Below are 25,459 nucleotides of genomic sequence, written 5' to 3' on the forward strand. Positions count from 1 at the left end.
TGATTCCTTGTCGTTATAAGCCGCGCTTATTTGCTGGCGGGAGCCGGAGTAACAACCGGCGTACCCGTGCTGTCGATATCCATGTACGCCCATTCCTGGAACAGGATCGGGTGCTTCTTGTAGCCCTGCACCGACTTTTGCGCCAGCATGTTGCGGTAGCGCGCATAGCCGATCAGGGCGCCCGCGTTCACTTCCAGGCGGCGCGCCATCTTGTGGAACAGCTCGTCGCGCTCGGGGCTGGCAGGCATGGCCTGGCTGGCCGCGTACCATTTATCGTACTCGGGATCCTGGTAGCAGCCATTGTTGTTCTGGTGCGTGTTCGGACCGTAGAACAGCTGCATGAAGTTGTCGCCGTCCGGATAATCGGCCAGCCACGGCGCCGTGCGCGTCTGCATCTTGCACTGCTTTTCCGTCTTTAAAATGTCGGAAAAGATCATGCGGTCGTTTTCCATGCGGATGCCCAGCGAGTTGTAGGTCTTGCGCCACATTTCCGCCTGCAGCACGCCATTGGCTTCATTGCGCGAAGCGTAGCGGATCAGCAGCGGTTTGCCGTCAGGCAAAGTACGCCAGCCATCGGCGCCCTTCTTGTAGCCGAATTTATCCAGCAGTTTGTTCGCCAGCACGGGATCGTATTGCAGCAGGGATTTGTAGTGCGGATCGTAGCCGACGACGCCAGGCGGGATCGGATAGTCGAGGCGCTTGGCCTGGCCATTCCAGATGATGCGGATTTCTTCATCGATATTGTGCGCCATGGCAATGGCGCGGCGCAGGGCGATCTTTTCCTTGCTGAAGCCGCCGAGGGTCGGGTCTTCCATATTCCAGTAGTAATAGCTGATCTCGGGATCCAGCAAGCGCGACAGTTGCACGCCCTTTTCCGCCAGCTCGGGACGCAGCTTGCCGTTCAGCAATGCTTTCGGCGCCAGCGGACCGTCGAGCCAGAACACGTCCGTGCCGCCGCTCTGGAAGGACAGCCAGCGCGACTGGTCTTCGATCATCACGGAAATTTCGATGCGGTCGATGGCAGGAATGCGCTTGCCCTGCATCTGGCGCACGATGCGCTGGTCGTCCGGGTCGTCGCCGGCCATGAAATTCCACGTTTCCGGCAAGTGCTGCGGGTTGCGGTTCAGGACGATGCGGTTGCCGCGCGTCCATTCACCGAGCGTGTAGTAGCCGGTGCCGACGGGATTCGAGCCCACTTCGCCCTTCACGTCGCCGTATTTGTCCACCACTTCGCGCGCCACGGCGGCCGTCGGCACGTAGGCGAGGATCATGGGGAAGTTGAAATCGGTCTTGGTCAGCGTGATGCGCAAGGTGTACGGATCGAGAATTTCCAGGCCGGCCACCTTCTTGCTGAAGTCCAGCTTGTTCGCCTTGGCCGCTTCCTTGGCCAGGTCGTCCAGCCCCACCACCTTGCCTTCGAACAGCCAGCTGTGCGGCGAGGCCAGGCGCGGGTCGAACAGGCGCTTCCACGAATACACGTAGTCGGCCATCGTCAGTTCGCGGCGCTTGCCGCCAAACGCGGCGTCGGGCGTGAACAGGATGCCTTTTTTCAGGCGGATGGTGTAGGTCTTGCCGTCGGCCGACACTTCCGGCATGGCCGCGGCCGCGCCGGGCACCACCTTGACGGGGCGCGCCAGATAATCATAGGTGTACAGGGTGTCGAAGACGGCCTGCGTGATGTGGTTCGAATACAGGTCGCGCGCGGTGGCCGGATCGAAGCCCGTCTCGGCGGCCGGCAGGATATAGCGCAAGGTTTTGACCGGCGCGGCCGCGGCGCTTGGGGCATCGGCGGCAACGGCCGCCAGCGGCAGGGTGGCCAGGCAGGCGAGCAGCGCCACGCGCCGCATCCATGGTGACTTCATGTAATACCCTTCATCTCGATTATCTGTCGCACCGTATTGGTGCGCTTGTACTGGCTTCCCCCTGGGATACAGGATTCCACCGCCAAAACCAGTCCATCCTCGCAAGATCTATGCCTTGTTCATCGTCCGCCCCGTCCGCATGCGGGCGAGCTGGAAAAAGGCGTAACGATAACGCATATTTTGTTCGCCGGGCGAAAAGCCGCAGCAAGGGCGTGGCACGCAGCCACGCCCGCCTGCCTCGTGGAGGAAATCTTCCGCAGTGCAACAAAGGCGGCTCACCACCATGAAAAACCGACTTGGTAGAAACCCTTACGGCCCAGAATGACAACGGTTTTTATGGCAGTACGGAAAATATGCGGCGCAGTGCAACATTAAAATAATTGCACATATTGAAACACATCAACATTATAAAAAACACTGTTGTTTCCATGCTGAAAGAGCATGTGTGCGCGTTGACAAGGTTTCTCGGCAAGTGGTCTTATCGATGACGGCACTTATAAAAATGCCGCCTTATCCACAGCGATTGCCGACGCAGCAATCTTTATCACCCTGGCAAAGCTGTGCCGCACGAAGGCCAGCCGAGCTTACTTTCGGAGTTCAGAGAATGATGATGGAAACAGTGATATCCCGCTCCGTACGCCTGATTTTTTCGGGTAGCGTAGCAGCGCTCAGCCTTGGCATGATGGCTGCGCCGGCAATGGCGCAAGACGCCAATGTGCAACGTGTGGAAATTACCGGCTCGAGCATCAAACGAGCCACGGCCGAGACCGCATCGCCGGTACAGCTGATCACCCGCGACGACTTGATGAAATCGGGCAAGGCCACCGTCGCCGAATACCTGCAAACCCTCACCGCCGATGGCGCGGGTTCCTTGCCGACGGGCTTCGGCAACGGTTTTGCCGCCGGCTCCACGGCCATCTCGCTGCGCGGCCTGGGCGCCACCTCGACCCTGGTCTTGCTCAATGGCCGCCGCATGGCCCCGTTCGCGCGCGCCGACGATGGCCAGAAGAGCTTTACCGACCTGTCCACCGTGCCGATGCAGATCGTCGAACGCATCGAAATCCTCAAGGATGGCGCTTCGTCCACCTACGGCGCGGACGCCATCGCCGGCGTCGTCAACATCATCCTGCGCAAGGACTTCGAAGGCCTGACCCTTAAGGGCGACACGGGCATCTCCGGCGACAGCGACGCCAAACAGCACCGCGCCTCGCTGACCTTCGGCAAAGGCAACCTGGACACGGATAAATTCAACTTCGTCGTCAATGCCGAATACAGCAAATCGGACATGCTGATGAACAGCGACCGCGCCGGTCGCAAATGGATAGGCAAGGGCGACCTGCGCCCGTATGGCTATGCGATCAACACCCAGTTCGCCGGCGGCTATATAAATAGCAACAACGATGCGAATGCCGCGCCGACAGGCCTGATCCGCGACCCCGTCACCAACAACTATGTCTCCCTGCCCGGTTGCTCCACCTTGTCCGTGTCTTCGCCGCAAGATCCGAAAGGCGGCTGCGTGTGGCACCACGACCAGTTCCGTTCGATGCAGCCGAAGATCGAATCGGTTAACCTGTACACGCGCGGTACCTGGCAAGTCAATGCCGACACCCAGGTATATGCGGAAGCGGGCTACTCGAAACGCGATACGGCGTTCACCATGATCCCGCCATCGGTCACGCCCACCGTCGCCTTCCCGCCGAATGCCGGCAACAAGGCGGGCGTCATCAACTACGCTAGCGGCAGCGGCACCAGCATCGTGCTGGCGGCCAACCACCCGCAAAATCCGTATGGCGTGCCGGTGCGCGTGCGCTACCAGGCTTTCGACGTCGGCCCCAGCACGCGCAAGGCCAACAACGAGTTCAACCGCATCGTGCTCGGCGTCAAGGGCAATGCCATGGGCTGGGACTACGATGCCGGCTATACGCATTCGGAATCGAAGCTGCACCTCGATTACAGCAACATGCTGAACATGGCCGTCGTCAAGGCGGCCTTGGGCGATTCCAGTCCAAAAAACCCGTATTTCCCATACTACATCGGGGCGCAGGCAAACAAGAATCCCGCCTCGCTGTACGCGGCCATGGTAACGAACGCCACCTCCGATTCCACGACCAAGCTCGACATCATCGACGTCAAGGCCACGCGAGAACTGATGCAGTTGCCGGGCGGCGCCCTGGGTCTGGCCGTGGGCGCGGAACACCGCCGCGACAAGCTCGACAATCCCTCCCTGACGGGCACGGAAGACGGCTCCATCAACGCCAGTTACGTGGCGGCCAAGGGCGACAGCAAGGTCTCGGCCGTGTTCCTCGAAGTGCTGGCACCCGTGATCAAGACGGTGGAACTGTCGGGGGCCTTGCGTTACGACAAATACGACCGTTTCTCGTCGACCACGCCGAAACTGGGCGCCAAGTGGACGCCGCTGAAAACCTTCGCCGTGCGCGGCACGTATTCGGAAGGCTTCCGCGCCCCAGGCCCCGCCGAAAGCAATGCCGATTCGCAATCCACGGGTACCTCGACCGTGACCGATCCCGTGCGCTGCCCTGGCGGCAACCGCCTGCCGGGTGCCAATGCCAGCGACTGCGAACTGCAAGTGGCGGCCGTCAAGGTCGGCGACCCCAGCCTGAAGCCGGAAAAATCCAAGGGCTACACCCTGGGCCTGGTGTGGGATCCGTTCAACGATACCAGCCTGTCGCTCGATGCCTGGAAAATCAAGCGTGAAAACGAGATCAATCCGCTGCCGTACAACGAGGCGGCCGCCCTGCCGACCGCCATCCGTTCCGACAACAACCTGACCATCAATGGCGTCGTCACGCCGAACACGGGCACTTTGCTGATCACCAAGGCACCGTACCGCAACTCCAGCTTTACGGAGATCAAGGGTATCGACCTGGACGTCAAGCAGCGCGTGCGCCTGGGCGACTACGGCCGCGCCACGTTCGGCCTGACCTGGACCCACATCGCCTCATGGGTGCGGGCCGAGTCGTCCACTGTGCGCTACCAGTTCGCCGGCACGCACGGCAATTGCGATACCTCCAACTGCGCCGGCACGCCGAAGGACAAGATCAATCTCACCGGCTCGTGGGACCTGGGCAACTGGAACGTCAGCGGCGTGCTGAACTACCGTTCGGACATGAAAAATATCAAGTTTGAAGGCGACCCTTGCGCTTCCAAACTGGCGAACGGCACACCGGCGCCGAACGGTTGCAAGCTCGCCTCGTTCACCACGCTCGACCTGTCCTCCCGTTGGAACGTCAACAAACAGTTGCAACTGTTTGCCTCGATCAACAACGTGACCGACAAGATCGCTCCGCTCGACCCGCTGACCTACGGCGGCATGAGCTACAACCCGATGGATGCCAGCGGCGCCATCGGCCGCTACTTCAAACTGGGCGCCAGCTACAAGTTCTTCTAAGCTGGCACAGGCATCCTGACGCGAGGCGGTGAGCAATCACCGCCTTTTTTTCGTCGGCGACTGTGGCGCCAGTTCACTCATCCACACGCCTATTGCGCCAGCGCAAACCTTATCTCCTGCGCGCCTGTAAAACTCCCTTGCAAGCCACTTGGCCCATGACCATGCCACAGGAGTGTCAGATGACGCAAACCCGCAGTCCCTCCCCTACCTTGCGCCTGCTGTGCGCAGCCTTGCTCGGCGCATTCGGCCATGCGGCCATGGCGCAGGAAACCGACGCAGCCGGCACGCCCGCCATGCAAAGAGTCGAAGTCACCGGTTCCTCCATCAAGCGCCTCGTCTCGGAAACGGCGACGCCCCTGTCCATCTTCAAGGCCGAGGATTTCGCCAAGCAGGGCTTGACGACGGCCCAGGAAGTGCTGGGCAGGATCCCCTCGAATGCGTCGAGCATGGGCAGCGGCAATGCCGTCGGCGGCAATACCAGCGGCTTGCCCACGGGCGGCCAGGCCAGCGCCGACTTGCGCGGTCTGGGCGGCGACAAGACGCTGGTGCTGCTCAATGGCCGGCGCATCGCCAACCATCCGTATGACGGCGCCAGCGTCGACCTGAACATCATTCCCATCGCCGCCCTGGAACGGGTCGAAGTGCTGCGCGACGGCGCCTCGGCCATCTACGGCACGGACGCCATCGGCGGCGTCATCAACTTCATCACGAAGCGCTCCGTCAACGTCACGAATATCACCGCCGAGGTCGTTGCCCCACAGCACAAGGGCGGCGGCGAGCACCGCATCAACCTGTCGACGGGCTATGGCGAGCTCGACACCGATGGCTACAATATTTTTGGCGTGCTCGACTATCACAAGCAAAAAGTGCTGACCTCGCAGGACCGCGCCTTCTCGGCCACCGGCATCGTTCCCTCGCGCGGCCTGTCCATTACCAGTGGCACGACTTTCCCCGGCAACTACTTCGATGCGGCGGCCAACGGCGGCGACGGCCTGGCTGGCAACCCCTACGCGGCCAGCGGCTGCCTGCCGCCGCTGTCGGTGCCGGCCGTGCCGGCGAATGGCACTTGCCGCCAGGATTACACGCGCCAGATTGACGACTTGCCTGCCCAGCAACAACTGGCGCTCTTCGGCAAGGGCGCCTTCAAGCTCGGTGGTGGCCACCTGGCCACGCTGGAATATCTGCATTCGGAAAACAAGGTCAAGGCGCGCACGGCGCCGCCGCCGCAAACGGGCTTGATCCTGCCCAGCACCAGCCCCTACTATCCGGGCAATGCGGGTGGCGTGCCAGCCCAGCCCGGCTTGTCGGGCCAGCCCCTGAGCGTCAACTGGCGTCCCGTCGAGGCAGGCCAGCGGCAAATCGATTCCACCGGCAAGGCCGACCGCCTGGTGCTGGCGCTGGAAGGCGAACTGGCGGGCTGGGATTACAAGACGGCGCTCAGCCATGCGATCAGCAAGTCGTCGGAAAAGTTCACGAACGGCTATGTGCAGGATGCGGGCTTTGCCGCTGGCGTGCTGAACGGCATCCTGAACCCGTTTGGCGTGCAGGATGCGGCCGGCAAGGCTTACCTGGCCAGCACGGCCCTGCGCGGCGAAGTGCAGAACGCCAAGGTCACCACCACGGGTGTCGACCTCAAGGGCAGCCGCGACCTGATGCAGCTGGCCGGCGGCCCGCTGGCCATCGCGCTCGGCGGCGAAGTGCGGCGCGAAAAGGCCGACTTCAACGTGAACCGCGATATCGCCGGCCAAGCCGCCAGTTCCGGCTTGTCCGGCTCGCTGTCGAAGAGCGGCGCGCGCACGATCCAGGCCGTCTTCGGCGAAATCAACTTGCCGCTGATCAAGGACCTGGAAGTGCAGCTGGCCGCCCGTTTCGACCATTACAGCGACGTGGGCAGCACCACCAATCCCAAGCTGGCCCTGCGCTACCAGGCCAGCAGCGCGCTGGTGCTGCGCGGCTCGGCCAGCACGGGTTTCCGCGCCCCCACCCTGTTTGAAAAGAATGCGCCGCCGTCGAAGAACGATACCAACGATAGCTATGACGACCCGATCTTGTGCCCCGGTGGCGTGCCGCAGCCCGGTGCCAATCCCTTGCGCGATTGCGACTTGCAGCAGTTCAAGCTACAAGGCGGCAATGAAAACCTGAAACCGGAAAAATCCACCACCTTCGCCTTCGGCCTGGTGCTCGAACCAGTGAAGGAAGTGACGGTGGCCATCGATTACTGGAACATCCATCTGAAGGACAAGATTGCATCCTTGCCCGAGCAATCGATCTTCGGCAACTACGAGAAATACAAGGCCTTGTTCCTGCGCAATCCCGACGGTTCGCCCTACGCCATTCTCGACCTGAACGACAACCTCGGTGAAGTGAAAACGGACGGCATCGATGTCAGCCTGAATGCGCGGCTGGGACGCGGCGCGTATGGCGATGTCAGCGTATCCGTCGATGGCACGTGGACCCGCAAGTACGACTACCAGAACGAGCGCGGCGGCGCCTTCATCGCCAACGTGGGCCGCTATGCGGACAACAATCCCGTGTTTCGCTGGAAGCATACGGCGGCGCTGAACTGGCGCAAGGGTAACTGGGGCGCCACCTTGTCGCAATCGTTCAAGTCCGGCTACACGGACCAGAATCTGGTCGCGCCGCCATACCGGCACGATGTGCCCTCGTACAGCCTGCTTGGACTGTCGGGCAGCTATGCGTGGAAAGGCTTGCTGCTGACGGCCGGCGTGAAGAACCTGCTGGACAAGGAGCCGCCGTTTTCGAACCAGGGCACCTTGTTCCAGAAAGGCTATGACCCGCGCTATACGGACCCGATCGGGCGCGCCTGGTACCTGCGCGGCAGCTATACGTTTTAAGGGGAGAAATTCAGATCGGCAAATAAAACAGGCAGCGCTGGCAACAGCGTACCAGCAACAGAAAAGCGGCGCCATCAGCGATGATGTGCGCCGTTTTATTTTACGCATCTGAGCAAGTCTGACAAGGGTTCGCGATACTTTATTACTGAAGGATTATAAAAAAAACAGGGAAATGTTGCATTTCGTCCAAAAAGTCCGCGCGAAATTGACAATCTGAATCGTGAATGTTTTGATGAGGGACCTGAAAATTTACAGAATTTTCATTGGTGGATTTTCAAAAAGGCAAATAAATTGTTGGTTAGCAACAAGTTATTTCAAAATAATTGCCGCCTTTATCACAATAACAAGGAATTTCAGATGATGATAGAAAATGTAATATCGCGGTCGCTGCGCCTGATGTTTGCAGGCGGCATGGCCCTGAGCATGCACGCCGCGTATGCACAAGAAACAACAGATGGCACCATGCAGCGCGTGGAAGTCACCGGTTCGAGCATCAAGCGCATCGCTTCCGAAGCGTCGCTGCCGGTGCAATCGTTCAACCAGAAAGACATCAAGAAAACTGGCGTCAGCACGGTCACCGATTTCATCCAGCAAATCCCCGCGATGCAGGGCTTCTCCGTGGCCGCCGATTCGGTGGGCGGCGGCGGTGGCGGCGTCACCACGGCATCGATCCACGATATCGGTGCAGCCTACACGCTGGTGCTGCTGAACGGCCGCCGCATTGCGCCGTCCAATTCGGGCACCACCATCGACCTGAACTCGATTCCGCTGTCGGCCATCGAACGCGTGGAAGTGCTGACCGACGGCGCCTCGGCCCTGTATGGCGCCGACGCCATCGCCGGCGTGGTCAACTTCATCCTGAAAAAAGGCGCATCGCCGCTGGAAATCAACGCCAAGTACTCGCGTCCTGAAGAATCGGGCGGCGCCAGCAACTCGTTCTCGATCAGCAAGGGCTTCGGCGACATCGACGACGACGGTTACAGCATCTTCGTGTCGGCCAGCCATGACGAGCAAAAATCGCTGAAAGCATCACAGCGCAGCTTCGCCAAGAGCGGCATCATCAATTTCACGGACCCGAAAAACGGCCAGAAATTGCAGTTCATCAATGGGTCCTCGCGCTCCGCGCCAGCCAACGCCACCGTCGATTACAACGCCATCGACCCGGCCACGGGCAAGACCGTCAGCAAGTCCGTCAACCTGAATCCCTATGCGCTGGCCAACGGCGGCAAATGCGCCGCCAGCAATATGGACTTCTATGGCGACGGCAACTGCTATTTCGATTCGCCATCGACCATCGAAATCAATCCGGAATCGAAGCGCGACTCGCTGTTCAGCTCCGGTAGCGTCAAGCTGGGCAATACAGGCTTCCAGGGCTTCTATGACCTGGCCTACACGGAAGCGCGCATCATCGCCAGCATCGCGCCGTATCCGGCCGACTTCTCGGTCCCCGTCGGCTCGCCGCTGTTCAATAAATACCTGGCACCGGGGCTGACGCCGGAGCAACTGGCCAACGCCACGGGCGCCATCGCCAAATACCGCCTGTCGGAAATGGGCAACCGCGTATATGACTATGGCACCAAGGCCACCCACATCGTCGCCGGCATCGATGGCAACGCGTTCGGCTGGGATATCAACTCGGCGGTGACGTACTCGAAAAACAAGCAGACGCAAGACTACGTCAGCGGCTTCCCGCTGTCGGACAAGTTTGACGCGCAAGTGGCTGCCGGCAATATCGACCCATTCGCCTACCCCGTCGGCAGCATGCCCGATTCCATGCGCCAGGCCCTGCTGGGCACCGGCTTCAGCGGCACCTACAACACGCAGACCGTGGAAATGAAGGGCATCGACGGCCGCGCTTCGCGTCCTGTCTTCTCGCTGCCAGGCGGCACCGCGATGCTGGGTATCGGCGCCGACTACCGCAATACCTCGTACAAGGTGCAACAGGCGGACGTCGCCAAGCAGGCGCAGATCCTGTTTGACAATCAGCAAGTCGACAGCGAATACGCACGCGACAACGCCGGCGCGTATGCCGAACTGATGCTGCCGATCTCGAAGAAGCTGGAAATGACGGGCTCGCTGCGTTATGACCAGATCGGCTCCATCGATGACAAGCTGACGGGCAAGACGGTTGGCAAGAAAGAAAACGCCACCACCTGGAAAGTCAGCGGCAAATACTCGGCCGCCAAGAATCTGATGTTCCGCGCTGCTGCCGGCACCGGCTTCCGCGCCGCCAGCATGCAGGAAATCGCTGGTCCATTGGAAGACTGGGGTGTTACCGGTGGCAACTATCAATGCCCGCTGACTGCAGCCAACGGCATGGGCGGCCATCCGCTGGCCAGCTACTGCAGTGGCGTGGGACGCCAGCAGTTTGAAGCCTTCCAGGGTGGCAATCCTGACCTGAAGCCGGAAACGTCGAAACAGTGGAGCATCGGCACCGTCTTCGAACCGATCGATAGCCTGTCGATGTCGTTCGACCTGTGGAACGTGGAAATCCGCGATCAGGTGACGGCCGTGTCGGAAGGCCTGATCTTCAACGATCCAGCCAAGTACGCCAACCTGTTCACCACCAAGCACATCAGCTCGACGGGCAAGGATGTGCTGGCCATCAAACTGCTGCCTATCAACATCGGCAAAGTGGAAAACCGCGGTATCGACTACGACTTCACCCACAAGATGAAGCTGCTGGACGGTCGCCTGACGAGCCGCCTGATGGGTACCTACCTGCTGCGTTCGCGCTACACGACGCCAGGCACCGATGATCAATGGGAAACCAGCCTGAACCGCTACGGTTCGAACGACAAGGTCAGCTTCCGCAACATCATCCGCGCCAGCACCACGTATGAGACGGCCAAGTTCACGCATACGCTAAGCGCCAGCTACCGCAACGGCTACACGGACAAGGAACAGACGGCGGACGACTGCGCCGTCATCGTGGCCGGCAGCCCTGGCGAATGCTATGGCATCCAGCTGGAAGTGCCAAGCTACACCACGTTCGACTTCCAGACGGCTTACCGTCCTTTGAAGAACGTGGAAATCACGGGCGGCATCCTGAACCTGTTCGACCGCAACCCGCCGTTCACACTGCGCAACACGGGTTCGCATCAAGTGGGCTACAACCCATCGTACTCGAGCGCCCTGGGCCGCCAGTTCTACCTGAGCGGTTCCTACAAGTTCTAAGCTGATTGCATCTGCTCTCGGCTGAAAACTGAAAAAGCCCGGAAAGCTTAGCTTTCCGGGCTTTTTTTCATGCTGCGCGCCACGTTATTCCGCGTCGCCCTGCAAGCGGCGCTGCTTGACGGCCGCCGCCAGGTTTTCCAGCACGGCCACGCTGGCGCTCCAGTCGATGCAGCCATCCGTGACAGACTGGCCATAGATCAATTCCTTGCCCGGGATCAAATCCTGGCGTCCCGCCACCAGGTGCGATTCCACCATCACGCCAACGATGCGGCCATCGCCCGCCGCCACCTGGCTGGCGATGTCGGCGCACACGGGGATCTGGTTTTCCGGTTTTTTCGAGCTGTTCGCATGCGAGGCGTCGATCATCAGGCGCGCCGCCAGGCCTTGTGCCGCGATGGCCTTGCACGCCTCGTCCACGCTGGCCGCGTCATAGTTCGGGGTTTTCCCGCCGCGCAAGATGATGTGGCAATCCTCGTTGCCGTTGGTCGAGACGATGGCCGAGTGGCCGCCCTTCGTGACGGAAAGAAAATGGTGCGGCTGCGAGGCGGCCTTGATGGCTTCCACGGCGATCTTCACATTGCCGTCCGTGCCATTCTTGAAGCCGACCGGACAGGACAGCCCCGACGCCAGCTCGCGGTGCACCTGCGATTCCGTCGTGCGCGCGCCGATGGCGCCCCAGCTGATCAGGTCGGCGATGTATTGCGGGCTGATCACGTCGAGGAACTCGGTGCCAGCCGGCAAACCCAGCTCATTGATATCGCGCAACAGTTCGCGCGCCATGCGCAAGCCGTCGTTGATGCGGAAGCTGTTGTCCATGTACGGATCGTTGATCAGGCCCTTCCATCCCACCGTGGTGCGCGGCTTCTCGAAGTACACGCGCATGACGATTTCCAGTTCGCCCGCGAAACGCGCGCGCTCCTTGACCAGCAGACGCGCATATTCCATGGCCGCCTTGGTATCGTGGATGGAGCAAGGCCCGATCACCACCATCAGGCGGTCGTCCTGGCCATGCAGGATACGGTGCAGGGCAATGCGGGCGCTGGCAGCGGTCTGTTCGGCTTGCTCCGAGCAGGCAAATTCGCGGATCAGGTGGGACGGCGGGGTCAATTCCTTCATTTCGCGAATACGCAAATCATCGGTGCGGGGCATCATTTTCTCCAAAATTTAAGGATGGGTAAAACATCTGGGTAAAAAAAAACCGCCATGAGTGGCGGTTTTTTAGAATTTGCTGGGATCTCGTTTTGCTGCTACGTGAACCGACCGCTACTCCACCGCCTTTGGGTTGGAATTGCTAAAGTAAAAATAAGCGGTAAAAAAGTGGCGAGCGAACATGCGAGTCATCCGTAAGTGATGAACGACTATAAACCTAAATTGCAAGGGTTGGCAAGCATATTTGTCGGCAAAGCCGCATACCACCGTCCTTTTACACTGCACAACACGCAAAAAAGCATAAAAAGTTGCGCGCTATGACTCTCGCTGTGCATCTGCGCTGTGACTCTGCATACCGGACGCCACCGCTGTGTCCGTCGTGGCAACCACGCCACGCCAGCCATTCTATCGACTAGAAGCGGGGCACTACTTGATCTAGATCAATTCCAGCGTCGCGGGACGGAGAAAACTCAAGGACGTATCGATGACCTTTGACTGCCTGACCTTTCCGGAGAACCGCATGATCCCGACACCATCCTTACAGTCCACCACCTTTTCACCACCCAGACTGGGCCTGGCACTGGCCAGTGCGCTGCTGAGTCTACCCGTCCTGGCGCAGGATGCCGCGCCGATTGCCCGCGTGGAAATCACCGGCTCGAACATCCGCCGCGCGCAGGCGGAAACGGCTTCGGCCGTACAAACCCTGAACGCGGCCGACATTGAAAAGTCGGGCAAGTCCAGCGTGGCCGAACTGCTGCAGACCCTGGCCGTCGACAACCAGGGTTCCGTGCCCACGTCCTTCGGCAACGGCTTTGCCGCCGGCGCTTCCGGCGTGTCGCTGCGGGGCCTGGGCACGGCCTCGACCCTGGTCTTGCTGAATGGCCGCAGGGTGGCGCCGTATGGCCTGGCCGACGATGGCCAGAAAGTGTTTGCCGACCTGAACATCATTCCCCTGGAAGCGGTGGAACGGGTGGAAATCCTCAAGGATGGCGCCTCGGCCATCTACGGTTCGGACGCCATCGCCGGCGTGGTCAACGTGATCCTGCGGCGCGACTACCAGGGCACGGCCATCAAGGGCAATTACGGCAAGACCAAGGAATGGGACGGGCGCGACGCGCGCGCCGCCATCACGCACGGCTTCGGCGACATCGACAGCGACCGCTACAACGTGCTGCTGAATCTCGAATACAGCGAAAAGGCCGCCATCTGGAACCGCGACCGGGCCGGGCGGGGGGCCGTCGGCCGCAGCGACTTGCGCGACCTGGGCTTCAGCGCGCAGGAGTCGCTCAGCGGCGCGGGTGCCATCACCACCAACAATGCGGCCGGCAGCGCCGTCAACGGCAATGTGCGCAATCCCGACACGCTCGACTACTACAACCGCGGCAATCTCGCCGGCGCGGGTTTTACGCGCGCCTTCCCCGGCGCCGCCTGCGGCAACTTCACCACGCATCCGCAAGGCGACCCGGGCGGCGGCTGCCTGACCGATGCTGCGCAACAATACGGCCAGATCCAGCCGAAACAGAAGAACATCAATTTCTTTGGCCGCGCCGCCTGGCAACTGACGCCAGCGTTGCAGACGTATACCGAATTGAACGTATATCACAGCGAATCGCACTCGGCCACCACGCCGTCCACGGTCAGCGGCTCGGTCGGCTACCCGGGCGGCCCTGTCAGCAATGCGGGCGTGTCGCTCGGTGCCGCCCACCCGGACAATCCGTATTTCGGCACGGCGGCGCGGCTGCGCTACCTGGCCGCCGACGTGGGGCCGCGCCTGTCGGAAGTCAATTCCACCTTCACGCGCTTTGTCGCCGGCATCAAGGGCGCGGTGGCGGGCTGGGATATCGACAGCGCCTTGCTGTACTCGCAGAACAAGGTGTCGAACGACTTGAACGGCTACCTGCAGCGCGACGTCGCCTTCGCCCTGCTCAACCCGACTGCCGCGAATGTGGCGGCGGCCAGCCTGAACCCCGCGTATGCAGCCCTGCCGGCCGGCAGCCTGTGGCGCATCGCGGAAAACGCGAGCCTCAACTCAGCCGAGCTGTACGCGGCCCTGTCGCCGCGCATTTCCAACGATGCCAAGACGCATATCGCGCAGATCGACTTCAAGGCCAGCCGCGAGGTGGCCAAGCTGGACGGCGGCGGCCTGGGCGTGGCCGTGGGCGCCGAATTCCGCCACGAATCGACGGAACTGAAACCTACCACGGGCACGGAGCGGGGCAATATCATTGGCCTCGGCTATTCCGCCTACAAGGGCAGCCGCAATGCCTCGGCCATCTATGCCGAGGTGCTGGCGCCCGTGCTGAAAACCGTGGAACTGTCGGGCGCCCTGCGCGCCGACCATTTCACTGACGTGGGCAATTCCTATACACCGAAAGCGGGCGTGAAATGGACGCCCGTGCGCGAACTGGCCCTGCGCGGCACCTTCGCCAAGGGCTTCCGCGCCCCCAGTGCGGCGGAAAACGGCGTCGGCGGCCTGGCCGCGTTTTCCACCGCCAGCGATCCGCTGCGCTGCGGGCTCGGCGTGGAGGTGGCTTGCGATCCCGCCTCCATCGCCGTCATCACGTCGCCCAATCCCAAGTTGTCGCCCGAGCGTTCGCGCAGCTATTCCGTGGGCGCCGTGTGGGACCCGCTGCCGCGCACCAGTATTTCCGTGGATCTGTGGCAAATCCGCCGCAAGAATGAAATCAACCAGGAGCAAACGGACACCGCCATCGCCGAAGGCCATGTGGCACGCGACCCTTCGACGGCCACGGGCATCGCCGGCGATCCGGGTGCCATCACGGCCGTGCTGGCCAATTATGTGAATTCGGCGCAAACGACGGTGCGCGGCATCGATATCGACGCGCGCCAGCGCTTCAGCCTGGGCAACGACTATGGCAGCCTGGTGTTTGACCTGAAATGGACGCACTTGTACAAATGGCTGCGCACGGAGCAGGATGGCACGCAGCGCGATTTTGCCGGCACGCATGGCAATTGCGATGTGTCCAACTGCATGGGCACGCCGGACGACCGCATCAACCTGGGTGCCACCTGGGAGCGCCAGAACTGGCGGGTCACGGCCAACGTCAACTACCGCGCGCCGCTCGACAACGTGCTGTTCAAGAATGACCCGGACGGCTGCGCCACGCATTTCGCCGACGGCACGGATGCCCCTCGCGGCTGCCGCATCGCCTCGTTCACCACGGTGGACCTGACGGCCCGCTGGCTGGCCACGCCCAAGCTGGAAGTGTTTGCAACGGTGCAAAACCTGTTCGACAAGATCGCCCCGCTCGATCCGCTCACGTATGGCGCCACGGGCTACAACCCGCTCGACTACGCGGGCGCGGCGGGACGCTTCATCAGCGCGGGGGTGAAGTACAAATTCTGAATTTCGTCATATTTTCAACGTATCAGGCGTTTCAGGAACCGTAGAGAGCAAGCCCAATATTGGGTTGAGTAGCGCAGCTGTACTTCAGGTACAGCGAGCAACGCAAACTCAAGAGTGGGCTGCGCAGTAGGTTCCTGAAATGGCGATCTAAGCCGTCCCGCCGACCGTGATGCCATCCAGGCGCAAGGTCGGCTGTCCCACGCCCACGGGCACGCTTTGCCCCTCCTTGCCGCACACGCCCACACCCGAATCGAGGCGCATGTCGTTGCCGATCATGGAAACGCGGTTGAGCACGTCCGGGCCGTTGCCGATCAGGGTCGCCCCTTTCACCGGGTAGCTGAGCTTGCCGTTTTCAATCATGTACGCTTCGCTGGCCGAGAAGACGAACTTGCCGTTCGTGATGTCGACCTGGCCGCCGCCGAAGTTGACGGCGTACAAACCGTTCTTGACGGACGCGAGGATTTCGCCCGGGTCCTTGTCGCCGCCCTGCATATATGTATTCGTCATGCGCGGCATGGGCAGGTGGGCGAACGATTCGCGGCGCGCATTGCCCGTCACGGGCATCTTCATCAGGCGCGCATTCATGGTGTCCTGGATGTAACCCTTCAGGATGCCGTCCTCGATCAGGGTGGTGCACTGCGTCGGGTTACCCTCGTCATCGATATTCAGCGAGCCGCGCCGGCCCGCCAGGGTGCCGTCATCGACCACGGTGACGCCCTTGGCGGCCACGCGTTCGCCGATGCGGCCCGAAAACGCGGACGAACCCTTGCGGTTGAAATCGCCTTCCAGGCCGTGGCCGATCGCTTCGTGCAGCAGGATGCCGGGCCAGCCCGGTCCCAGCACGATGGTCATGGGGCCGGCGGGCGCCGGGCGCGCTTCCAGGTTCACCAGGGCCGAATTGACGGCGTCCGTTGCGTATTGTTCCAGCACGGCATCGCTGAAATAGTCATAGCTGAAACGCCCGCCGCCGCCGGCCGAGCCCGTTTCGCGGCGGCCATTCTGTTCCGCGATCACCGTCAGCGAGACGCGCACCAGCGGGCGGATGTCGGCCGCCAGCACGCCATCGCTGCGCAGCACCAGCACCACGTCGTATTCGCCGGCCAGGCCCGCCATCACTTGCACCACTCTGGGATCTTTCGCCCGCGCCATCTTTTCCACGCGTTCCAGCAATTGCACCTTGGCCGTGGCATCCAGCGAGGCGAGCGGATCGTTGGGCAGGTACAAGGAACGGCCACCCTGCGCAAGCATCTGGCCCGCGATCTTGATTTTGCCGCTACCTGCCCGCGCGATGGTACGCGTGGCCGCAGCCGCTTCCAGCAGGGCCCGCTCGGAAATATCGTCGGAGTACGCAAAGGCCGTCTTGTCGCCAGACACGGCACGCACGCCCACACCCTGGTCGATGGAAAAACTGCCCGTCTTGACGATGCCCTCTTCCAGGCTCCAGCCTTCGCTCTTGGTCGACTGGAAGTACAGGTCGGCATAGTCGACCTTGTGCGTAAACATCGTGCCCAGGGCTTTCAACAGCTTGTCTTCATCCAGGCCGAACGGCGTGAGCAGGATATCGCGCGCAACCGCCAGGCTAGACAGATTGGGTTCAAATGGGATCATGGTTCTTTCTCACAATTCAATTCACATGGTGCGGTGCGCCAGGGCGGGCAGCGACTCGCGCACGCCGGCCAGGAACACCAGGTCGATCTCGCCGCTGACCACACCCTCGCCTTCGGGCAGCACGGCTTTCACTTCGCCCCACGGGTCGATCAGCATGCTGTGGCCCCAGGTACGGCGGCCGTTCGGATGCAAGCCGCCCTGCGCCGAGGCCAGCACATAGCACTGGTTTTCGATGGCGCGCGCGCGCAGCAGCACTTCCCAGTGGGCGCTGCCCGTCGTATGGGTAAACGCGGCCGGCACGACAATCAGCGCGCAATCGCCCATGGCGCGGTACAGCTCGGGAAAGCGCAGGTCATAGCAGATGGACAGGCCGACCCGACCGAACGGCGTCTCGATCGAGCGCACCTGCGCGCCCGGCACGATGGTGCGCGATTCATTGTACGACTCGGTGCCGCGCGTAAAGCCGAACAGGTGGATCTTGTCGTAGCGCCCGGCCGGCGCGCCTTGCGGGTCGTACACCAGCGTCGTATTGAGTACCTTGCCCTCCTCACCGGAAATCAGGGGCAAGGTGCCGCCGATCAGCCAGATGCCGTGCTGGCGGGCCATCTGCGCCATGCCATCCTGGATCGGTCCGCTGCCGGGCTGTTCCGCATGGGCCAGCTTGTCCGTTTCCTGCTTGCCCATGATGGCCCAGTATTCGGGCAGCACCACCAGCTGCGCGCCACCGGCGGCGGCCTGCGCCACGAGCCGGCGCGCCGTGGCCAGGTTGTCTTCCACGGAGGGCGAGGAAATCATTTGTACTGCTGCGACTGTATGCATCATTGCCACCTCTTATCCATTCGAACGCCTCGCCTATTTCGCCACGGCCTCCACGGCTGCAGCGGCAGGCACGGCGACAGGTTCCAATTTACCACCATCGAGCTTGGTCACGACGGGCGATTTCCACGGGCCGGCGATCTGCATGTGGTAAGTGAGCGCCTTCATCACGGGAGCGCGCAGGAACAATTGCGCCAGGAAGCTGCCCAGGCCGATGACGGGATTGACGGCCAGCGCGTACACGAGCGGCCCCGTGCCCAGGTTAAATTCGGGGATCACCACCACGTGCAAATTCGTCGTTTCATTGGCGATATCGGCCGTGCCATCCATCAGCACGGTGGCCGCCACGCCATGCATCTTGAGGTTGTCCGTGGTCACGACGCCGCGCTTGATGCTGGCGTTGGCCGTGATGCCGTCGAAGGCCAGGCCTTCGGAAAACACGTCGTGGAAATCGAGTTTCAGCAAACGGGGCAAGGCTTGCAGGCTGAGCACGCCCAACAGCTTGGCCGCGCCCGGATCCTGCTTGAGGAACTGGCCCGATTCCACGTTCATCTCGATCTGCCCTGACAAGGTGGGAATGTCGAGCGAATACGGCAAGCCATTCCAGGCGATGTCACCGCTCAGGCGGCCCTTGCCGCGACGCACCGTATCGGCAAAGCCGAAGCGGTCGAGCAACTTGCCTGCATCGACGATATCGAGGCCAAAACGCAGGCTGGTCGTGCTTTGCCCATCCTTGATGATCCATTTGCCATTGCCGCTCAGCGCGCCATCGGGGTTCGACAGCTGCAGCTTGCCCACGCGCCATTCTCTCCCGCCCGCCGCCATGGTGTTATAGGCCTGCAATTCCAGCCGGCCGATCTTCTTGTTGAACAGTTCAAATTGCTCGGCGACGATATCGAGCGAAGGGATCGACTGGGCGCCACTTTTTGCTTCCAACAGATTCTTCACGTCGTTGGCGGCCGACTCGGGAATGATCAGCGACGACAGGCGCGCCGTCATCTTGCCCAGGCCGGACGGCGTTTCCAGCCACGTCACATAGCCGGACACCTGCTTCGCGTCAATATTGGCTTGCCACACATCCTTTTGATGGGTGGCGCCCACGACCACGTTTTCCAGCTTGCGCTCGCCCAGCATCAGTTCGCTGGCACGGGCCGCCATCATGTCCGGCACCACGTATTGCGCAATATCGGGCGCATCGTCGGCGGCACCGCTGTCGGCGGGGGCCGTGCCGCTGCCGGCGATTTCACTGCCGGCGGCAATCCAGCTGTCCACGTCCAGGGTTTTCATGTTGACGTTGAACATCATGCCGCTGTCCGGTTCCGGCGCCGGCACATTCACGCCGATGCCGCCGCGCACCAGGCGCCAGGCATCCTTGCCCTGCTTCTGGCGCTGGTAGCGGGCAGCGATGCCGGAACCCAGCGCGATGCGGATATCGTCCGTGCGCAAGCCCGCGCCGTTGGCCGCATTGCCCGTCAGGGTGAATTTCACGGGCAGGCTGTCGCCGGCCGGCTTTTTCAGGGGGGCGGGGAAATCCAGACCCAGGCCCGTCAGCGGCGACTCGACATTGACGACCACCTGGTGGTCGCGCGCCGTGATCAGGCCGCTGTAACGGGCGCCGCCATTCAAATGTTTCGCCAGGCGCTGCAGCACGGGCGCCGGATAGGTCTTGCGCAAGCCGTCGATCGTCATGTTGCCGGCCAATTTCACCTGGATGGAACTGTCCGGCTGCGTACCGCCCGAAATGGCCAGCGGCCCGCCCAGCAGGCTGCCATTCAAGCCATTCAGGTTGACGCCTTTTTCGTTGAATTCGATCTTGCCCTGCGTGCCGAGCACGGGCGGCATGTCGTGGAACAGCACCACGTCGTTGCCCGCCAGCTGCAAGCTGCCCTGCACGGTCGACTCGAGCATGCGCTCTGTCGGCAAGTGCAATTTGAGGGCCAGCTTGGCATTGCCCGTTGCCGTCGTTTCATCCGTGAAATGCTCGATCCAGCCGAGCACGGGGCTGGCCGTCACGTACTTGAGGAATTCCTGCATCGGGCCGGCCGCATTGCCCTCGATATCGAGCAAGGTGTCGAAGACGGTCAGGTCGGGGATCACGGCTTTGACATTCGTCAAGGCCACGCCGCCCGTGGTGGCCGTGTCGCCGCGGATTTCCATGCGCGCCCGCTCGAACACGAAACTGCCCTTGATCTTTTCCGCCTGCGGCCACAGCGGTGCCTTGCCGGCCAGGGGGCCGCTTTCCGCAAATTCGCCGGGCGCGTAATTCAGCGTGCCATTCTCGATCTTGCCCGCCACGCGGAAGTCGCCGCGGTTGCGCTGGGCCGGGGTGTCGGCCTTGAAGGGGAAATGTTCGAGTTCGCCGCGCAGGCGCAGGCTGACATCGCGCGCCACGCCGCCCTCCAATGCGCCCGTCAGCCAGTGGCGCAGGTGCTCGGGCGTTTGCAGCGGCAGATAGCGGCCGATGGTGTTGATCTGGAAGTTGTCGATCGTACCCGTCACATCCACCTGACCCAATTTGCTGCCGTCGAGCGGCAAACGCTGCGAACCATGCAAGGCGACCCGCATGCCTTGTTGATTAAAATCAAGCCTGTCCAGGTCAACTTGCAGCATATTGTCTGCTTGGAAAGCCCAGCGCGCCTCCATTTCGAATTGTTCGAACGGCAAGGCCGGCTCACTCAAGTAGGAGGCCAGTTGCAATACCAATCCCTGTGCATCGATATCGATCTTGCCGCCCTTGTCGCTGGCGTCGATACTGCCCGTCAAATGATCGAAACCGGGGATAGCCGGTGCGGCCGCCTGCGCAGGGCTGGTCGCGGTCTTCGCCACGGCCAGGCGCGCCGGCTGCGCATTCAGGCCCAGATCGATGAGCTTGCCACGCAAACGGTAGCTGGCCGGCGTCGCCATCTCGCCTTCCCATTGGGCAGAAAAATCCTGCAAACGCCCGCGCGGCGCCAGGGCGTCGAGGCGCTGGCGCTGCTGTTCACCCAGCGGCAGCTTGTCGGCCAATGCGGCCAGGGTCTGCAAATCGAGCGACTTGGCCGTGATTTCCGTACGCGCCGGCTTGCGCTTCGTGGCGGCAACAAAGCGTTCGGACAGGGTCGTGGGCGGCAGGCTGAGGCCATCGCGGGTTTCCACCGCAAAATTCGTCAACTCGACCTGGTGCCCATTCGCGCCAAAGGTGGGCTTGCCGTCCGGCACCTGCGCCGACAGCTCTTCTTTTGCCGAAATGCGCCCGCTGACCGACAGCAAGTCGAGCGGCGCGATATGTTCGCCCAGCTGCGCCTGCACATCCGTCAAGCCCACGTCGGCAGTGAAGCCGGCCAGGCGCGCGTGATCCAGGCTCAACCAGGCGCGCAAGGCGCCCTTGCCCTGGCTCAGTTCAAACGGATAGTCGAGATAGCGGCGCCAGGCGGCCAGGTCGGCATTTTTCAGGTCGGCGTACAGTTCCCCCTTCCACATCGACACATCCGAGATGCGCGTGCTGAAAGGCGGATGCGTGAAGTGGGCGCGCACATCGATGGGCGCGGCCAGGCTAGGGGGCGGCGTGGCCTGCAAGCCCAGCCGGTGGCTGCGCCAGCGGTTGCGCAACAGCACATTGACCTGCGATAAAGCCAGCTCGGGTGTGCCGCGCGCTTCGTCCGTCCAGCGCACCTTGCCGTCGCGAATGATGATGTCATGCTGCGACAGCAGCCAGTCGGCGCCCTTGCCATCGCTGCCTTGCGTGCTGTCGATCAATACCCCAGCTACGTACAGCTTGCCATCCTTGCTGCGCCGCACGTCCAGGTCGGGCCGCGTGATTTCCAGGGTAGTAAAGCGCACGGAGCCAAGCACGCTCCACCACGACACGGTAGCCGATATGCTCGGCAGGCTCAACGCCTGGCGGCCCGCCTGGTCGCGCAGGGTCACGTCGCCAAGGAAGAGATTCGGGCGTACGCCATGCCAGGAGGCATAAATGCGCGCAATGCTGACAGGGTTGCCCAGCGCGCGGCTGGCCGCCCGCTCGATATCGCCTTTGTAGTAATCGATATTCGGCAAGATCGCGTAGCGCAGGAATAAAAACAGCACGGCGAAGGCGAAGTACGCCAGCAATACCAGTTTAATGGTAAAACCCAACACATGGTGGGTGGCCAGGTTGGCCATGCGATAGGCGGCACGCAGCCGCTGCCAGCGCAGGGCCAATGGCACATGTTCTGTCACGCTTGCTTCTGGCGGTTTTTGCATCAATAAGCTAATAAACTGGCCCGGCGTCAAATAATGGCAAAAATCGTCTGCATTCGTGGTGCGCGCCTGCATCCTTGCGCTTGCGTCTGAGCAAAGCCTCCCTTACCATCGTCCGGAAGAGCACGCACTGCCGGCGGTATTGGGCCGGCGGCACAATTTTACCGCATCCCCCGCCGTTCGCAGCCAAGTTAAGCAAGAACATGCACGCAGCATCCACGAGACACTTACCGATACCATGAGCACACAGCCTTTGATCTCCGCCTCCCGTTTCTACCAGCGCTGGCTGGACGCCGCCCCCGAGCGCGCCGCGCAGGTGGCGCAACTGGTGCGCGCGCCGCTGGACGGGCTCGACTTTGCCGCCGAGTTGGCCGCCCAGGCGAACGCCGCCACGCCACCGCTGCCGCCCGAGCGGGCCATGCGCCGCCTGCGCAACCTGCTCGTCTGCGGCCTGATCGCGCGCGATCTTGGCGACCAGGCCGACTTGAACGAAGTCGTCACGGCCATGACGGGCTTTGCCGATTTCGCCATCCACACGCATGTGGACGCCATCATGGCCGAAATGGTGGCCCTGCACGGCATGCCTGTCGGCGAGGAGTCGGGCGAGGAGCAGGCCTTGATGGTATTGGCGATGGGCAAGCAAGGCGGCGGCGAACTGAATGTCTCGTCGGATATCGACCTGATCTTTGTCTACCCGGAAGATGGCGACACGCAAGTCACCGTGGCGGGCCAGCGCAGCCTGTCCAACCACGAGTTTTTCATTCGCATGGGCAAGAAACTGATCGCCGCCCTGGCCGAGATCACGCAAGACGGATTTACTTTCCGCGTGGACATGGCCTTGCGTCCGAACGGCAACTCGGGGCCGCTTGCCGCCAGCCTCAGCATGGTGGAACAGTACCTGATCGTTCAAGGGCGCGAATGGGAGCGCTACGCCTGGGTCAAGGCGCGCGCCGTAACGGGCAAGGCCGAGGATATCGCCTCGCTCGACGCCATCGTGCGCCCGTTTGTCTTCCGCCGCTACCTCGATTTCGGCGTCATCGATGCCATCCGCACCATGCACGGCCAGATCCGCGCCGAGGTCAACCGCCAGGAACGGCTGCACCCGGACCGCAGCAACAACGTCAAGCTGGGCCGCGGCGGCATCCGCGAAATCGAATTCCTCGCGCAAGTGTTTCAGTTGATACGGGGCGGGCGCGACGCCGAACTGCGCGAACGTTCCACGCGAGCCACCCTGCGCACGGTGGCAGACAAGGGCTTGCTGGAGCCGGCTATCGTGGAACAGTTGCTGGGTTCCTACACCTTCCTGCGCAACCTCGAACACCGGCTGCAATACCTGGACGATGCGCAAACCCACACCCTGCCCGCGAATGACGCCGACCGCCTGACCGTGGCGCAGATGATGGGCTTGCCCGACACGCCCACCCTGCTGGCCCAGCTGGAAGCACACCGCGTATTTGTCGCCGGCCAGTTTGACGAGATGTTCAGCGACAAGAGCAGCGGCGCGCCGCCGGCCGACACGGGCATCGACCCGCAAACGTCGAACGACTGCGCCGCGTCAGACCAACAGGAAGCCATCGAAGCGCGCTTTGCCGCCCTGGGCTTCCATGAGCCCGCCGCCTGCGCGCGCCGCCTGCTGGCCACGTGGCAGGCGCCGCGCTTGCAATCGTTGCCCGAGGCGAGCCGCACGCGTTTAGTGGCCCTCGTTAATTCCGCCCTGCCCCTGATCACCGATTGCTCCGTGTCCAACGGCAATGCCAGCCAGCTGGCCACCCTGGGCCGGCTGCTCGATTTCCTGGAAGCGATTGCGCGCCGCTCGGCCTATCTGTCGCTGCTGACGGAGTACCCGCATACGCTCGAGCGCGTCGTGCGCATGGTGTGCGCCAGCGGCTGGGCCGCCACCTTCCTCACGCAGCACCCGATCCTGCTCGACGAACTGCTCGATGAACGCATCCGCAACACGGTGCCGGACCCGGCCGCCCTGGCGCTCGACCTGCAGCGCCAGCTCGACGACGCGCCCGGCGACACGGAGCGGCAGATGGATATCCTGCGCGAAATGCACCATGCGCAGCTGTTCCAGTGCCTGGCGCAAGACCTGGCGGGCGACCTGAGCGTGGAAAAACTGGCCGACTACCTGTCGCAGCTGGCCGACATCATCGTCGCCGCGACCGTGCAAGCCGTCTGGCAAACCTTGCCGACGCGCCACCGCGACGTGCCGAAATTCGCCGTCATCGCGTACGGCAAGCTGGGCGGCAAGGAACTGGGCTATGTGTCCGACCTGGACGTCATTTTCCTCTTCGACGACGACGACCAGGAAGCGCCCGGCCTGTACGCCAAGCTGGCGCAACGTTTCATTACCTGGATGACCTCGCACACGTCGGCCGGCATCCTGTTCGATATCGACATCGCCCTGCGTCCCGACGGCGCCTCGGGCATGCTGGTTTCCAGCGTGCAGGCATTCGAGCGCTACCAGGGCAGCGCGGCCTGGGTGTGGGAACACCAGGCGCTCACGCGCGCGCGCTTTTGCGCCGGAGATACCACCATCGGCAAGCATTTTGAGCGCATCCGCGACACGATCTTGCGCAAGGAGCGCCCGGAAAACGGTCCGCTCAAGGGCGAAGTGGTGGCCATGCGCAAGAAGATGCTCGATGCGCATCCCCCCCGCCCGGGCAGCTTTGACTTGAAGCAGGATCCGGGCGGCATGATCGACATCGAGTTCATGGTGCAATACCTGGTGCTTCAGCATGCGGCGCAGTATCCGCAACTGACGGCCAACTCGGGCAATATCGCCCTGTTGCGCCTGTGCGGCGAACTGGGACTGATCGACGCCCAGCTGGCCGCCCTGGTCGCCGACGCCTACCGCACGCTGCGCAAGCTGCAGCACCAGTTGCGCCTGCAGGGGCAGGACCTGGCCCGCGTGGAACCGGAGCGCGTGCGCATGCATGCGGATAACGTCGTGCGCCTGTGGCAAGCCATCTTCGGCGCCGCAGCCTGAGGCCGG

10 protein-coding genes are annotated in these 25,459 nt (G+C 62.3%); 5 read left to right on the forward strand and 5 right to left on the reverse strand.

Going from position 1 to position 25,459, the window contains the following annotated elements; all coding sequences use genetic code 11:
- Positions 1-26: 26 nt before the first annotated feature.
- The gene (locus O3297_RS22045) at positions 27-1,862 is read right to left on the reverse strand and encodes an ABC transporter substrate-binding protein (protein WP_225317200.1); all 1,836 of its coding nucleotides are present in this window, start codon (positions 1,860-1,862) and stop codon (positions 27-29) included.
- A gap of 697 nt (positions 1,863-2,559) precedes the next feature.
- On the opposite strand from O3297_RS22045, the gene O3297_RS22050 reads away from it, so the two are divergent.
- From O3297_RS22050 to O3297_RS22060, 3 genes are all read left to right on the forward strand, one after another.
- Complete coding sequence (locus O3297_RS22050) at positions 2,560-5,271, forward strand: TonB-dependent receptor (RefSeq protein WP_305050125.1); 2,712 nt, start codon at positions 2,560-2,562, stop codon at positions 5,269-5,271.
- A gap of 179 nt (positions 5,272-5,450) precedes the next feature.
- Complete coding sequence (locus O3297_RS22055; protein WP_305050126.1) at positions 5,451-8,126, forward strand: TonB-dependent receptor; 2,676 nt, start codon at positions 5,451-5,453, stop codon at positions 8,124-8,126.
- Positions 8,127-8,483: 357 nt separating this feature from the next.
- Positions 8,484-11,303 carry a TonB-dependent receptor gene (locus O3297_RS22060; protein WP_305050128.1) on the forward strand — a complete coding sequence of 940 codons (2,820 nt, stop codon included), beginning with the start codon at positions 8,484-8,486 and terminating at the stop codon, positions 11,301-11,303.
- An 84-nt stretch (positions 11,304-11,387) separates the two neighbouring features.
- Here the strand turns inward: O3297_RS22060 and aroG are convergent, their stop codons facing one another.
- The gene (gene aroG / locus O3297_RS22065) at positions 11,388-12,452 is read right to left on the reverse strand and encodes a 3-deoxy-7-phosphoheptulonate synthase AroG (RefSeq protein ID WP_092612071.1); all 1,065 of its coding nucleotides are present in this window, start codon (positions 12,450-12,452) and stop codon (positions 11,388-11,390) included.
- A gap of 484 nt (positions 12,453-12,936) precedes the next feature.
- Here aroG and O3297_RS22070 point away from each other — a divergent pair, with 484 nt between their 5' ends.
- The gene (locus O3297_RS22070) at positions 12,937-15,819 is read left to right on the forward strand and encodes a TonB-dependent receptor (protein ID WP_305050129.1); all 2,883 of its coding nucleotides are present in this window, start codon (positions 12,937-12,939) and stop codon (positions 15,817-15,819) included.
- A 147-nt stretch (positions 15,820-15,966) separates the two neighbouring features.
- Here O3297_RS22070 and tldD read toward each other — a convergent pair whose 3' ends face one another.
- The 3 genes from tldD to O3297_RS22085 are packed head-to-tail and all read right to left on the reverse strand — an operon-like array spanning position 15,967 to position 22,464.
- Complete coding sequence (gene tldD, locus O3297_RS22075; RefSeq protein WP_305050131.1) at positions 15,967-17,427, reverse strand: metalloprotease TldD; 1,461 nt, start codon at positions 17,425-17,427, stop codon at positions 15,967-15,969.
- A gap of 21 nt (positions 17,428-17,448) precedes the next feature.
- Positions 17,449-18,249: a carbon-nitrogen hydrolase family protein gene (locus O3297_RS22080; protein WP_034782501.1), complete on the reverse strand. Its 801-nt coding sequence runs from the start codon at positions 18,247-18,249 to the stop codon at positions 17,449-17,451.
- 30 nt (positions 18,250-18,279) lie between these two features.
- A complete protein-coding gene (locus tag O3297_RS22085; protein WP_305050133.1) occupies positions 18,280-22,464 on the reverse strand; it encodes a YhdP family protein in 4,185 nt (1,394 codons plus the stop codon).
- A gap of 235 nt (positions 22,465-22,699) precedes the next feature.
- Here O3297_RS22085 and glnE point away from each other — a divergent pair, with 235 nt between their 5' ends.
- A complete protein-coding gene (gene glnE / locus O3297_RS22090; protein WP_370385437.1) occupies positions 22,700-25,453 on the forward strand; it encodes a bifunctional [glutamate--ammonia ligase]-adenylyl-L-tyrosine phosphorylase/[glutamate--ammonia-ligase] adenylyltransferase in 2,754 nt (917 codons plus the stop codon).
- Positions 25,454-25,459 lie beyond the last annotated feature (6 nt).

It is taken from the genome of Janthinobacterium sp. SUN128, assembly GCF_030587275.1.
Classification (GTDB): Bacteria; Pseudomonadota; Gammaproteobacteria; order Burkholderiales; family Burkholderiaceae_D; genus Janthinobacterium; species Janthinobacterium lividum.

Excerpts from the sequence above, each read along its gene's own strand:
- O3297_RS22045 (WP_225317200.1), bottom strand. The coding sequence starts at position 1,862 with ATGAAGTCACCATGGATGCGGCGCGTGGCGCTGCTCGCCTGCCTGGCC.
- O3297_RS22050 (WP_305050125.1), top strand. The coding sequence starts at position 2,560 with ATGGCGCAAGACGCCAATGTGCAACGTGTGGAAATTACCGGCTCGAGC.
- O3297_RS22055 (WP_305050126.1), top strand. The coding sequence starts at position 5,451 with ATGACGCAAACCCGCAGTCCCTCCCCTACCTTGCGCCTGCTGTGCGCA.
- O3297_RS22060 (WP_305050128.1), top strand. The coding sequence starts at position 8,484 with ATGATGATAGAAAATGTAATATCGCGGTCGCTGCGCCTGATGTTTGCA.
- aroG (WP_092612071.1), bottom strand. The coding sequence starts at position 12,452 with ATGCCCCGCACCGATGATTTGCGTATTCGCGAAATGAAGGAATTGACC.
- O3297_RS22070 (WP_305050129.1), top strand. The coding sequence starts at position 12,937 with ATGACCTTTGACTGCCTGACCTTTCCGGAGAACCGCATGATCCCGACA.
- tldD (WP_305050131.1), bottom strand. The coding sequence starts at position 17,427 with ATGATCCCATTTGAACCCAATCTGTCTAGCCTGGCGGTTGCGCGCGAT.
- O3297_RS22080 (WP_034782501.1), bottom strand. The coding sequence starts at position 18,249 with ATGATGCATACAGTCGCAGCAGTACAAATGATTTCCTCGCCCTCCGTG.
- O3297_RS22085 (WP_305050133.1), bottom strand. The coding sequence starts at position 22,464 with ATGCAAAAACCGCCAGAAGCAAGCGTGACAGAACATGTGCCATTGGCC.
- glnE (WP_370385437.1), top strand. The coding sequence starts at position 22,700 with ATGAGCACACAGCCTTTGATCTCCGCCTCCCGTTTCTACCAGCGCTGG.